We start from the raw sequence: 12641 nt of genomic DNA on the forward strand, positions 1-12641 counted from the left end.
AGAACAAGGGAAACGAATGTCGACACTTTTGGCGGCAAGCCGGCTGATTGATTCGATCAGTCGGATCATGGGCAAACTTTCCGAATATATGGTCCTGTTCTGCTGTCTCATCAGCGCCGGTAATGCCATCGTTCGCTACACCTTCAACTACAGTTCGAACGGCTGGCTTGAGATCCAGTGGTACCTCTTTGCCTTCGTCGTCATGCTCGGCGCCTCGCATGCTCTGCGCAACAATGAGCACGTTCGTGTCGATCTGATTTATGGCGCAGTGTCCGACAAGGCGAAGATCTGGATCGACATTGTCGGCCTCATCCTGTTCCTCATCCCCGTCTGCGTCTTCCTCACCTGGCTCTGCTGGCCCTTCTTCGCGCTTTCCTACCGGCAGGGGGAAATATCGGCCAATGCCGGCGGGCTGATCCGCTGGCCCGTAAAGCTGATCCTCGTCGCCGGCTTCGCGCTGCTTTCGCTCCAGGGCGTTTCCGAGCTGATCAAGCGGATCGCAGCGCTGACCGGCCAAATCAGCATCGACACCAAATACGAAAAGCCACTGCAGTAGCGCTCCCGGGAGGAACGGATTTGTTTGATTTCGGCATCATTCCGCCGGCCATGTTCCTGGGCATGGTCATCTTCATGCTCTACGGCTTTCCGGTCGCCTTTTCACTCGCGGCCGTCGGCCTGTTCTTCGGCATCATCGGCATCGTCACCGGCCATTTCAGCGAAGCCTTTCTGCAAGCGCTGCCGCTGCGCTTTTTCGGCATCGTCTCCAACGACCTCTTGCTCGCCATTCCCTTCTTCACCTTCATGGGCGCGATATTGGAACGCTGCGGTCTTGCCGAGGATCTGCTCGAAGGCACCGGCAAGCTCTTCGGCGGCGTTCCCGGCGGACTCGCCTATGCCGTCATCCTCGTCGGCGCCGTGCTCGGCGCCATCACCGGCACGGTAGCCGCCTCCGTCATTACCATGGGGGTGATCTCGCTGCCGATCATGCTGCGCTACGGCTACAGCCCGCGCCTTGCCACCGGCGTCATCGCCGCTTCTGGCACCATCACCCAGGTGATCCCGCCCTCGCTCGTGCTCGTCGTTCTCGCCGACCAGCTTGGCAGATCGGTCGGCGACATGTATCTCGGCGCCATCGGCCCCTCGATCCTGCAGGTGACGATTTTCGTGCTCTTCATCCTGGTGATGTCGATCATCCAGCCGAAATCGATGCCGCCGCTGCCGAAAGAGGTGCGCGGCGACTTCAACTGGGCGCTTTTGGCGAAAGTGCTGATGGGCATGGTGCCCTCAATCGTGCTGATCTTCCTCGTGCTCGGTACGATTTTTATGGGCCTTGCGACACCGACGGAAGCCGGCGCGCTCGGCGTCGTCGGCGCCATGGCGCTGGCAGCCATGAACCGCCGTCTCACCTGGCCGCTAATCCGCGAAGCAATGACATCGACCACGCATATTACATCAATGGTGGTGATGATCCTGGTCGGCTCCACCTGCTTCAGCCTGGTCTTCCAGGGCATGGATGGTTCGCGGTGGATCGAGCACATGCTGTCGGGCATCCCCGGCGGCCCGGTCGGTTTCCTGATCTTCGTCAACATCTTCATCTTCGTGCTGGCTTTCTTTCTCGATTTCTTCGAGATCGCTTTCATCGTCATTCCAATGCTCGCGCCCGTTGCCTCCAGCCTTGGAATCGACCTGATCTGGTTCGGTGTCCTGATCTGCGTCAACATGCAGACCAGCTTCATGCATCCGCCTTTCGGCTTCGCTCTGTTCTACCTCCGCTCGATCGCCAGCAAGGACGTCAAGACCTCCGATATCTACATGGGCGCGCTGCCCTGGGTCGGCATGCAGATTATTCTGGTTGCGATCGTGATCTTCTGGCCGCAATCGGTCACCTACTGGCTGGACCATGGCCCCAAGGTCGACCCGAACTCGATCAAGATCGAAGTGCCGGGATTTGGCGGCCAGCTCGGCCTGCCGCCGGTGGGCGGCGGCAAGGGCTCGCCGCAGATACCGGGCCTCACCCTGCCGCCGCTGAACGGCCTGCCGGGAGCTCCGCCCGCGCCTGCCAAATAGCCAAACAAAAATAAACCCCGGATCAACGATCCGGGGTTTTTCTTGCATTCGCCTAAAGCGCCGATGTCGCTCGCGGAAAGCCTAAAGCTTCCCGGCCCGCTGCTGGATCATCATGAACGTATCGAAGGTGTATTCCGAAAGCTGCATCCACAGATAGGCGTCGCGCTTGAAGGCGGTCTGATCCTCGTAGATCTTCTTGAAATACTGGTTGTTGGCCGAGATTTCGCCGTAGATGCCCATTGCCGCCTGGAAGCAGGCTTCCATGATCTCCTGGCTGAACGGGCGCAACGTCGCACCCTCGGCAACGAGTTGTTTCAGCGCCGTCGGGTTTTTCATGTCGTATTTCGCCAGCATGTTGGTGTTGGCGAAGGCGCAGGCGTCGGTGAGCGCTGCCTGATAGTGCTTCGGCAGGTTGCTCCATTTATCCAGATTGAAGAAGGCGTGCACCGTCGGGCCGCCTTCCCACCAGCCCGGGTAATAGTAGTACTTCGCCACCTTGTGGAAGCCGAGCTTCAGGTCGTCATAGGGGCCGACGAATTCCGCCGCATCGATCGTGCCCTTTTCGAGCGCCGGGTAGATGTCGCCGCCGGCGATCTGCTGTGGGACGACGCCGACCTTCTCCATAATGCGTCCGGCAAGGCCGGCAATGCGCATCTTCACGCCCTTCAGATCGTCAAGCGTGTTGATTTCCTTGCGGAACCAGCCGCCCATCTGTGCGCCGGTATTGCCGGCCGGCAGGGCATACATGCCCTGCGTGGCGTAGAACTCGTTCATCAGCGTATTGCCATTGCCTTCGTAGAACCAGGCGTTGGTCAGGCGGCTGTTCAATCCAAACGGGATGGCTGTTCCGAAGGCATAGGCCGGATCCTTGCCGACGAAATAATAGGAGGTGGTGTGGGCTGCCTCGACCGTACCGGCGGCCACCGCATCGACAGCCTGCAGGCCCGGCACGACTTCACCGGCCGCGAAAGGCTGGATGGTGAAATTGCCGTCGGTCGCAGCGGCAACATGCTTGGCGATGTCTTCGGCACCGCCATAGATCGTATCCAGGCTCTTCGGAAACGAAGACGTCATGCGCCAAGCGATCTTCGGATTCTCTTGCGCGATCGCAGGCGCCGCCAGCGCCGTTGCGGCAACCGCGCCGGCACTGGCGGTTCCCGCCTTCTTGAAAAACGAACGACGATCCATCAAAAAACCTCCCGTATAGATGGCACTGCGCGGCCAATCCATCCCTACCCGCAGCGAGGGCAGAGCTAAGCATGGAGGGGGCCGCGATTCAAGCTTTAGTCTATTAGCCTTTGGCATCAGGATAGCAATAGGGAGCGCGCGAGCGCGTCCATCAAAATCAGCAGCTTAGCGCGAGCCCCAGAGCCGCGACGCCGTTTGCGGTGCAATTGGTCGTCGGACAAAGCCAGGCGTTGACTCCACCGCCGTTCTGGCGGCAAAAACGACGAGCAGAAGATTTTACCGGTGCAAACATGACGAAACCAATCGTTGCCATTCCTGCCGATATCCGCAGCTTCGACGGCGCGACCTGGCATGCCGTGCAGCATCAATATGTCGGTGCCGCATTGAATGCGGCCGGCGTGATGGCTTTCGTGATTCCCGCCTTCGAGGCAGGCTATGATACCGACGCGGTGCTCGACCGCGTCGATGGTCTGCTGGTATCAGGCTCTGCCAGCAATGTGCATCCCTCGCTCTATGGCGCCGAGGCGACTGACAGGGACGGCCCCTTCGACCCCGCCCGCGACGCCACCAGTTTGCCGCTGATCCGCCGCGCCATCGACCGTGCCATCCCGCTGCTTGCCATCTGCCGCGGCATTCAGGAACTGAACGTCGCTCTCGGCGGCTCGCTGGCAAGCGAGATCCATGAGCAGCCCGGCATCTGGGATCATCGCCGGCCGGAAGGTGTCGACCGTGACGGCATGTATGCCATCCGCCAGACCGTCCATGTCAAGGAAGGCTCCTGCATAGCAGGCATTCTCGGTCCAGGCGATATCCGCGTGAATTCGCTGCATCGCCAGGCGATCGCCAGAACCGCACCGCGCCTGCAGGTGGAAGCCATCGCCGAAGACGGCACCGTGGAAGCCGTTTCCGTCATCGATGCCAAGGCCTTCGCCGTCGGCGTGCAATGGCACCCGGAATATTGGGCCGAAACCGACAAGGCGTCGAACAAGCTGTTTGCCGCCTTCGGCGATGCCGTCCGCAGCTATGCCGGCGGCAAACGCCCGGTTATCACGGCACCGGCGACCGCCTAGGAGGCAGTCGAGCTCAGCCGCGCTGAATATTTTGCGGCGTCTCCGGCACCGGCGTCAGCGCTGCCCCCTTCTCGAACCAGGCGATGAGATTGTCGGCAACCAGATCGGCCATCGCCATGCGCGTGGGCACGGAGGCCGAGGCAACGTGCGGCAGCAGCACCGCATTGGCCGGTTCCAGCAGGCCGGACGGCACGCTCGGCTCTTCGTAGAAGACGTCGAGGCCGGCCGCACCGAGCGCGCCTGATGCGAGGGCGGCACTCAGCGCCTCTTCGTCGACGGTCCAGCCGCGGCCGACATTGACGAGAACCCCATCCGGACCGAGAGCGGCCAGGACATCGGCGTCGATCGTCTTATGCGTCTGCGGCGTCTTCGGAACGATGGCGATCAGCGTGTCCACCGCCTCAGCCAATCCCTTCAACGTCGGGTGATAATCGTAGGGCGCCTCCGCATGGCGCGAACGCGTGTGATAACTGATCTTCACCTTGAACGGTTCCAGCCGCTTGGCGATCTCAAGACCGATGCGGCCTAGGCCGTAGAGCCCGACATGGCGGCCCTTGAGCGAGAAACGTGACAGCGGATAAGCCGTGCCCGGCTTCCAATTGCCGGCACGCAGCCAGGCTTCAGCCCGCGGCAGCTCGCGGATCGTGTTCAGGAGCAGGCCGATCGCCGTATCGGCAACCTCGTCGTTCAAAACGTCTGGCGTATTGGTGACGACAATGCCCTTTTCGACCGCACGCTTCACATCCATGCCGTCATAACCGACGCCGAAACTGGCGATCACTTCGACACCAGGCAACTGATCCATCCAGGCGCCGGGAAAAGCGCCGGAGACGGCAACGCCGCGGATGCGGCCCGCGGTCTCGCTGTCGAGCGCCAGCTTTTCCTCGCGGGCGACAGCAATGATCTCAAAACGATCCTTCAGCCTTTCGAGAACACGCTCGTGTATCTTCCCAGGAACGAGAATGGCGATGCGGGACATGGCTTTTCCTCTTGGACGGGGTCTGGTTCAGGCGCGGGGCCGATGGGGGCTGGTCGACTGGCGGATGCGCATTTCCGGCTTGATGAGATGCATGCCGTCAGGTTCGTGGCTGCCGGCAAGACGATCGAGAAGTGCGCGCGCAGCCAGACGGCCGACTTCGGTCTGGCCGTTCCAGACGGTCGTCAACGCCGGCGTGGCGATCGAGGCTTCCTCGAGATCGTCATAACCCGTGACGGAAATATCGCGGCCCGGCACCAGACCGGCGCGGGCAATGCCGTTCATCAGGCCGATCGCGACGAGATCGTTCCAGCAGACCGCCGCCGTCGGCTTCTGCGGCAGCGAGAGGAAATGCACCGCCGCCTCGAAACCGCCCTGCTTCGAGCGGGGCCCGGGAATGCGCAGATTCGGATCGACTTCGATGCCCGCCTTGCGCAGGGCGTTGACATAACCCTGGTAGCGGTCGCGGCCGGTGGATGTCTGGTCCGTACCGCCGATCATGGCGATCGAGCGGTGACCGAGACCGATCAGGTGATTGGTGGCGAGCGAGATGCCATAGCTGTCGTCACCGCGATAGGTCGGCAGCTCCAGACCGTCCATCGAGCGGGCGACGAGGATCGCCGGCATGCCGTTCTCTTCCGCCAACTGCAGATCTTCCGGCGGCGTACCGATCGCCGGCGACATGATGACGCCGTCGCCGCCGAGCTGCAGAAGCGTCTCGATGAAGGTGCGCTGCTTTTCGACATTGTCATAATGATTGGAGAGAATGAAGGTATGGCGGCTGCGGTCGAGCTCGCTTTCGATCGCCTTCAGGATTTCGCCGTAGAAAGGGTTCATGATGTCGTGCACGACGACACCGATGATGCCCGAGCGTGAGGTGCGCAGGCTGGCGGCACGCCGGTTGTAGATATAGCCAAGCGCGCGCGCCTGCTCCTTGATCTTCTCCCGCGTATTGCCGGCCACCAGCGGGCTGTCGCGCAAGGCGAGCGATACGGTCGCTGTTGAAATGCCGAGCGTTTCGGCGATTGTCGATAGCTTGATCTTCTGGACCACGTGTCCTCCTCCAGGCAGCACGCAAGACAGCAAGACCGCACGGCAACCGGCGCGGTCCCCTTAAAATGTTTAATTAAAAGATTTAACCGGCGGAGGCAATTCGTCTTTCAGGAGAAATTTCAGTCTTCGTCCGGTTCTTCGATACCATGCGCTTCGGCTTGCAGATTGGCGTCGATCGCCTTCAGCAGGCGAACCAGATTGCGGATTTCCTTTTCTGAAAATTCCTGCGTCGCCAGTCTGTCACAGGCCGAGGCCGCCATTTCGATCGCCCGCACGCTGTCACGGCCGAGCGCAGTGAGATAGACCTTGGTGAGGCGCGCATCCTCGGCATCGGGCTTGCGCTCGAGAAAGCCCTGCGCCTCCATGCGGCCGATCGTCCGCGTCATCGTCGGCGCCTTGACCCCGAGCTTTTGCGCAAGGCCGCCCGCCGTCATACCGTCGCTCTCGGCAAGCGAGAGAATGACGCCGTCCTGGCCGGCATAGAGACCGCTTTCGAACAGGTTGCGCGAGAGCACCGTGCGCATCGAACGGGCCGCTTGGGTGAGCGCCGGAGAAAGATCGACGATCGTGTACTCCGTCTGGTCCTTCTTCTTGGACTTGCTCTTCTTGCCGTCCTTATGCTTCTTTCCCATAGCCATCCCTTTGATCTTTAAGCCCCGACGCCGCTGCGATATGACATTGCCCATGATCTCGTCATAAACAAGAGGCAACGACCGGATGATGACGCCTTCGCCCCGCTTCGACGACAGCGGCTCGGTCCGTGCCTCCGGCGCAGGCCGCCCGATCGCCCTGCTGCCGCTCGGTGCCCATGAGCAGCATGGCCCTCACCTGCCCTTCGAAACCGACACCCTAATTGCCGACGGCATCGCCGGAAGATTGAAGAAGGCCCTGCCCGCCGGACTGTCGGTCACCTTCCTTCCCACCGAATCGGTCGGCTATTCCGTAGAACATATGGATGTTGAAGGAACGAAGACGCTCGCCTTCGACGAAGCGGTCAACCGCTGGCTCGGCATTGCCGAAGGGCTGGCGAAGAGAGACATTCGCAAATTCGTTATGCTGAACGCCCATGGCGGCAATTCGCCTCTGATATCGGTCGTCGCGACCGAGGCGCGGGTCCGCTTTGCCATGCTGGCGGTGGCGACGAGCTGGACCCGCTTCGGCCTGCCGGATGGCGTGATTGCGCCGGAGGAAAAGGCGATCGGCATCCATGGCGGCGATATCGAGACCTCGGTCATGCTGGCGCTTCACCCCGACAAGGTAGACATGGCAAAGGCTGAGGATTTTTCCTCGCGGCAGACGGAATTCGCCACCCGCTTCAAGCACCTGCGCGCCTACGGCCAGCATGCCTTTGGCTGGAAGATGTCGGACATCAACGAACAAGGCGTGGCTGGCAATGCCGCGGCTGCGACGGCCGAAAAGGGCGAGGCGTTGATTGCCCATGCGGTGAAGGGGCTGGTGGAACTTTTGGAGGATGTCGATGCATTCGACGTCGGCGAACTCCGTTGAAAAAGCGATCGTCTGCATCGGGCGGCGACGTGATCTTATAACATATAAAATCCTTTGAACTGCGGTGCCCATGCCATTATATGAGACCAACCGCTCAAAGGCCGATCCCTAGCCGTTCGGCCGTACGCCTAATTTAGAGGTTCTCATGACCGACGCGATCTCCACCCAGAAGCCTATTCCCGTCACCGTGCTCACCGGCTATCTCGGTGCCGGCAAGACGACCTTGCTCAACCGCATCCTCTCCGAAAACCACGGCAAGAAATATGCGGTCATCGTCAACGAGTTCGGCGAAATCGGCATCGATAACGACCTGATCGTCGAATCGGATGAAGAAATCTACGAGATGAACAATGGCTGCGTCTGTTGCACGGTGCGCGGCGACCTGATCCGCGTCGTCGAAGGACTGATGCGCCGCCCCGGCCGTTTCGACGGCATCATCGTCGAGACGACGGGCCTTGCCGATCCGGTACCCGTCGCTCAGACTTTCTTCATGGACGACGACGTGCGCGCCAAGACCGAGCTCGACGCCGTCATCGCGCTTGTCGACGCCAAGCACCTGCCGCTGCGCCTGAAGGACAGCCGCGAGGCCGAGGACCAAATCGCCTTCGCCGATGTGGTCGTCATCAACAAGAGCGACCTCGTCACCGCGGAAGAACTGGATGTGATCGAAGACATCGTCCGCGCCATCAACCCGGCCGCCCGCGTCTACAAGACCAGCCGCTCCGGCGTCGACCTCGCCCGCGTGCTCGATCAGGGCGCCTTCAACCTGGAACGCGCACTCGAAAACGATCCGCATTTCCTGGAACACGACCATGACGACCATGTCTGCGGCCCGGACTGCGATCACGACCACCATCATCATGATCATGATCATGATCATCACCATGATCACCACGGGCACGATCATCATCATCATGGCGCCATGTCGGCGATCCACGATGTGACAGTGCAGTCGGTGTCGCTGCGCGGCGGCCAGATGAACCCCGAACGCTTCTTCCCCTGGATCCAGAAGATCACCCAGATGCAGGGCCCGAACATTCTTCGCCTCAAGGGCATCATCGCCTTCAAGGACGATCCCCAGCGTTACGTCGTCCAAGGCGTGCACATGATCATCGAGGGTGATCACCAGCGTCCGTGGAAGGATGGCGAGAAGCATGAAAGCCGTCTCGTTTTCATCGGCCGCGATCTCGACCGCGAAAAACTCGAGGCTTCGTTCAAGGCCTGCGAGGCAGCCGCCTGATGCCGACAGTTGCGCCGCTTGATGTCGACGGCCACGTTCTGGCCGTCGAATTTTTAGGTGATATTCCCTTCTTCGCAAACGCAAACGGCACGTTTCACCGGCTGGATGGCGGCGAGAGGGTTTCAGAAGCCCATCAAGGCATGCTCACCGCGATCCGCGATCCCTATAGCGACAGCCTGATCTCCGGCGGCGAGGACGGCAAGGTCCTGCGCATCGCGGCCGACGGCAGCGTCAGCGAACTCGCGAGCGCGCCGCGCAAATGGATCTCGCAGGTCGCGGCCGGGCCCCAGGGCACCATCGCCTATTCCTATGGCAAGAGTACGCTCGTGCGTCTTGCCGACGGCACGACCAAGGAATTCGCAGAGGAGCGCACGGTCGAAGGCATCGCCTTCGCGCCGAAGGGTCTGCGCATCGCCGCCGCCCGTTACAACGGCGTGTCGCTCCACTGGGTCGGCATGAGCGCCAAACCGGTCGATCTCGAATGGAAAGGCGCGCATACCGGCGTGACCTTCTCACCGGATGGCAACTTTCTCGTCACCTCGATGCAGGAAAACGCGCTGCACGGCTGGAAGCTCGACAGCAAGCCCGGCGCCGAGGCCCGGCACATGCGCATGACCGGCTATCCCGCCAAGGTGAAATCCCTCTCCTGGTCGGTCAAGGGCAAATGGCTCGCCTCCTCGGGGGCGCCGGCTGCCATCGTCTGGCCTTTCCAAGGCAAGGACGGGCCGATGGGCAAGGCACCGCTGGAGCTCGGCACCCGCGCCAATATCATGGCGACCTCGGTGAAGTTCCATCCGCTGGAGGATATCCTCGCCATTGGCTTCGTCGACGGCATGATCCTCGCTGTACGCGTTGCCGACAATAAGGAAGCGCTGCTGCGCCGCCCCGGCAAGGGCGCGATCACGGCGATGAGCTGGAGCGCAAACGGCAAGCTGCTCGCCTTCGCCTCGGAAGCCGGCGATTGCGGCGTCATCGATATCTCGGCTTGAGGTCGCGTTGCTGAAATGGACGACGCTTCGAAGGAAGCTGAACTCGTGACACTCGGCGCCGGGTACATGCGTGCGGCGGCAGAAATCAGGCGCGAGGCGCTCCGGCAGCGCCTGCCCTGGCTGCCCATCCTGCACACGCCTGAGGAAGAAGAGCAGTATTGGCGCATGCATCTGCTGCGCGACTGCACGATCCTCGGCGCGGCCACGGGAAACAGGCTCATCGGTGTCATCGCCTTTGGCGACGACTGGATAGAGCAGCTCTATGTTCTGCCCGATTTCCAGGGCGTCGGCATCGGCTCCCTCCTCCTCGGCCGCGCCAAGCAGGAGATGGAGGATATCCGGCTTTGGACTTTCCAGCGCAATACGGGCGCACGCGCGTTCTATGAGCGACATGGCTTCATCGCCGGCGAAGAGACCGACGGCGCAGACAATGAGAAAAAAGAGCCTGACGTGCTCTATCATTGGCGCCGTCTTCCGGACCCGACGCTGGGCCTGAAACCGTCCGGTTAGAAGATCACGCTTGCTAATCGCCTTGGCTGTGCAAAACATGGAATCCACCCACGACGGGCCGTGACTTGACAGAGGAAACGTCAATGCCGAAATCGACCGGCCCTGGTTTGGCTGCGCAACAGCCGCAGTCCTCGGATGGCGGATCCGTCTGGACGGTGATCCGGGCTGAGGCGGGCAAGCTTGCGGGGCGCGAGCCGATATTGCGGCGACTGCTGGCGGAGCAGGTGACGGATACCACCGCCAGCCATGAGATCCTCGCCCGCGTGCTGGCGGCGCGGCTCGCGGTGGCGCACGTCGAAACGGGCGATCTGTTCGATCTCATCCTTTCCACGCTCGATGACGATATCATGCGGAAAGTTGAGGCCGATCTCGCCGCCGTGCGCGATCGCGACCCTGCCTGCACCACATTTCTGCATGCGCTTCTGAACCTCAAGGGCTTTCATGCGCTGCAGACGCATCGCGTCGCCCATGCGCTGTGGAGCGCCGGCCGCCGGGAGATCGCCACCTGGCTCGCCAATCTCGCCTCGCTGGTCTTCGGCCCGGATATCCATCCGGCGGCCCAGATCGGCGCTTCCATCATGCTAGACCATGGCTCGGGCATCGTGATCGGCGAAACGGCTGTGATCGAGGACGAAGTATCGATCCTGCAGAACGTCACCCTCGGCGGCACCGGCAAGGAGACGGGCGACCGTCATCCGAAGATCCGCCACGGCGTTATGATCGGCGCAGGCGCCAAGATTCTCGGCAATATCGAAATCGGTGCCTTCAGCAAGATCGCCGCCGGCAGCGTCGTGCTGAAGCCGGTCCCCGAACATTGCACGGTCGCCGGCGTTCCTGCCACTGTCGTTCGTATCCACCGCGGCGATGAGATCCCGGCAGAGACGATGGATCAAAATATCTAAGCTTTCGGGAGACCCCTCGTTCGCCATGGGGCCTGGTTTCCCAGAATCCTTCGATTTCGGCCCGCCGCTGCGGTGAAGCCGCCCGCACTGTGCCGATGATGTCGGCCAGCAAACCATGCAGCAGATCCCGGTAGCCGTTTCGGGCCGAGGGACCTCTCTCTTCGGACGTCATGACGACGGTCAGATCGAGCGCCGGCACGATGTAGAGCATCTGGCCGCCATAACCCCAGGCAAAATGCACCTGTTCACCGCCGATCACGCGGGTGAACCAGCCATAGCCATATTCGTCGCCGGAGAAGCGCGAATTGGTGCGGTGCTGCCAGGACTGCACGATCCAGTCGGCAGGCACCACCTGCACTCCCTGCGTCGTACGCCCGCCATTGCGATAAAGTTCGCCAAAGGCAAGCAGGGACCGGGCGCTCATTGCCATCTGATTGCCACCGAGATAGATGCCCTGTGGGTCGCGCTCCCATGCGCCGATGCGGAAACCCTCGACTGGGCCGAGCCATTCGCGCGCCAGCGCCAGGGTCGACCGGCCGCTGACCTTGGTCAGAATGGCCGAAAGCAGATGCGTTGATGCGGTGGAATAGAGCATCTCCTCGCCGGGCTGATCGACGAAAGGCTGCGAGAGCGCAAAGCGCACCCAGTTGCGCGAGGAGACCCAGCGGCCATAATTCGGCCCGGACATACGGTCGAGCCCCGCCTGCATGGAGAGAAGATTGCCGATGGTGATGTCGTTGAGCCGCGGGTCGGGCGATGAGGGAAGATCGGCCTTCAGGATCGGCGCGATCTTCTGGTCCGGCCCAGCAAGCAAGCCTTTGTCGATCGCGATACCGACGAGCGCCGAAATGATGGATTTCGAAGCGGATTTGATATTGGTCGATTCCGACGGCGAATGACCACGGAAGCCGCGTTCGATGAGCACGCGTCCGTCGCGAGCGACGATCACCGTCTTCAGCGGCCGCAGCGCCGGATCGCTCGCCGCTTGGTCGAGCCGCGGACCAAGCCCGGCGGCGGACGCCATGGTCTGGACGGACGCAAGGCCTGTTGCGCCAAACGGCAGGCAGAAGAAAAGGAGAAGGGAAAAAATACGGATCATGCGGCCGAAGATAGGATATCGCCGCAGTATCTTCGCGTGCC

Annotated in this window: 12 protein-coding genes and 1 pseudogene; 8 read left to right on the forward strand and 5 right to left on the reverse strand. The window is 61.6% G+C overall.

Annotated elements, in window-relative coordinates:
* The first annotated feature begins 16 nt into the window (after positions 1-16).
* Both ACQ7C1_RS08910 and ACQ7C1_RS08915 read left to right on the forward strand, forming a co-directional pair.
* Positions 17-556, forward strand: coding sequence for a TRAP transporter small permease subunit (locus ACQ7C1_RS08910; RefSeq protein ID WP_085779491.1), 540 nt, complete (start codon positions 17-19; stop codon positions 554-556).
* A gap of 20 nt (positions 557-576) precedes the next feature.
* Positions 577-2067 (forward strand): TRAP transporter large permease, encoded by a 1491-nt coding sequence (locus ACQ7C1_RS08915; protein WP_430958015.1) that lies wholly within the window; start codon positions 577-579, stop codon positions 2065-2067.
* Between the two features lie 81 nt (positions 2068-2148).
* Here ACQ7C1_RS08915 and ACQ7C1_RS08920 read toward each other — a convergent pair whose 3' ends face one another.
* Positions 2149-3255 carry a TRAP transporter substrate-binding protein gene (locus ACQ7C1_RS08920; protein WP_064804998.1) on the reverse strand — a complete coding sequence of 369 codons (1107 nt, stop codon included), beginning with the start codon at positions 3253-3255 and terminating at the stop codon, positions 2149-2151.
* A gap of 290 nt (positions 3256-3545) precedes the next feature.
* On the opposite strand from ACQ7C1_RS08920, the gene ACQ7C1_RS08925 reads away from it, so the two are divergent.
* Entirely contained in the window at positions 3546-4325 is a 780-nt protein-coding gene (locus tag ACQ7C1_RS08925; RefSeq protein WP_430958016.1) for a gamma-glutamyl-gamma-aminobutyrate hydrolase family protein, read from the forward strand.
* A 13-nt stretch (positions 4326-4338) separates the two neighbouring features.
* Here ACQ7C1_RS08925 and ACQ7C1_RS08930 read toward each other — a convergent pair whose 3' ends face one another.
* From ACQ7C1_RS08930 to ACQ7C1_RS08940, 3 genes are all read right to left on the reverse strand, one after another.
* Entirely contained in the window at positions 4339-5304 is a 966-nt protein-coding gene (locus ACQ7C1_RS08930; RefSeq protein ID WP_430958017.1) for a 2-hydroxyacid dehydrogenase, read from the reverse strand.
* Between the two features lie 27 nt (positions 5305-5331).
* Positions 5332-6354: a LacI family DNA-binding transcriptional regulator gene (locus tag ACQ7C1_RS08935; protein ID WP_020922290.1), complete on the reverse strand. Its 1023-nt coding sequence runs from the start codon at positions 6352-6354 to the stop codon at positions 5332-5334.
* 119 nt (positions 6355-6473) lie between these two features.
* Positions 6474-6986, reverse strand: a complete 513-nt coding sequence (locus tag ACQ7C1_RS08940; RefSeq protein WP_430958018.1) for a MarR family winged helix-turn-helix transcriptional regulator — start codon at positions 6984-6986, stop codon at positions 6474-6476.
* Positions 6987-7071: 85 nt separating this feature from the next.
* On the opposite strand from ACQ7C1_RS08940, the gene ACQ7C1_RS08945 reads away from it, so the two are divergent.
* From ACQ7C1_RS08945 to cysE, 5 genes are all read left to right on the forward strand, one after another.
* Positions 7072-7860, forward strand: coding sequence for a creatininase family protein (locus tag ACQ7C1_RS08945; protein ID WP_183698676.1), 789 nt, complete (start codon positions 7072-7074; stop codon positions 7858-7860).
* A gap of 145 nt (positions 7861-8005) precedes the next feature.
* Positions 8006-9100 carry a CobW family GTP-binding protein gene (locus ACQ7C1_RS08950; RefSeq protein WP_430958019.1) on the forward strand — a complete coding sequence of 365 codons (1095 nt, stop codon included), beginning with the start codon at positions 8006-8008 and terminating at the stop codon, positions 9098-9100.
* A complete protein-coding gene (locus tag ACQ7C1_RS08955) occupies positions 9100-10089 on the forward strand; it encodes a WD40 repeat domain-containing protein (RefSeq protein WP_430958020.1) in 990 nt (329 codons plus the stop codon). Before ACQ7C1_RS08950 ends, ACQ7C1_RS08955 begins: the two co-directional genes overlap by 1 nt.
* A 15-nt stretch (positions 10090-10104) precedes the next feature.
* The gene (locus tag ACQ7C1_RS08960; protein ID WP_430958021.1) at positions 10105-10599 is read left to right on the forward strand and encodes a GNAT family N-acetyltransferase; all 495 of its coding nucleotides are present in this window, start codon (positions 10105-10107) and stop codon (positions 10597-10599) included.
* 83 nt (positions 10600-10682) lie between these two features.
* Positions 10683-11501, forward strand: a complete 819-nt coding sequence (cysE, locus tag ACQ7C1_RS08965; protein ID WP_430958022.1) for a serine O-acetyltransferase — start codon at positions 10683-10685, stop codon at positions 11499-11501.
* Positions 11502-11577: 76 nt separating this feature from the next.
* Here the strand turns inward: cysE and ACQ7C1_RS08970 are convergent.
* Positions 11578-12600: pseudogene (locus ACQ7C1_RS08970) on the reverse strand (serine hydrolase domain-containing protein); the annotation flags it as partial.
* Positions 12601-12641: the final 41 nt, after the last annotated feature.

Origin of the sequence: Rhizobium sp. Nf11,1 (genome assembly GCF_050587665.1) — a bacterium.
In the GTDB taxonomy this organism is placed as follows: Bacteria; Pseudomonadota; Alphaproteobacteria; order Rhizobiales; family Rhizobiaceae; genus Rhizobium.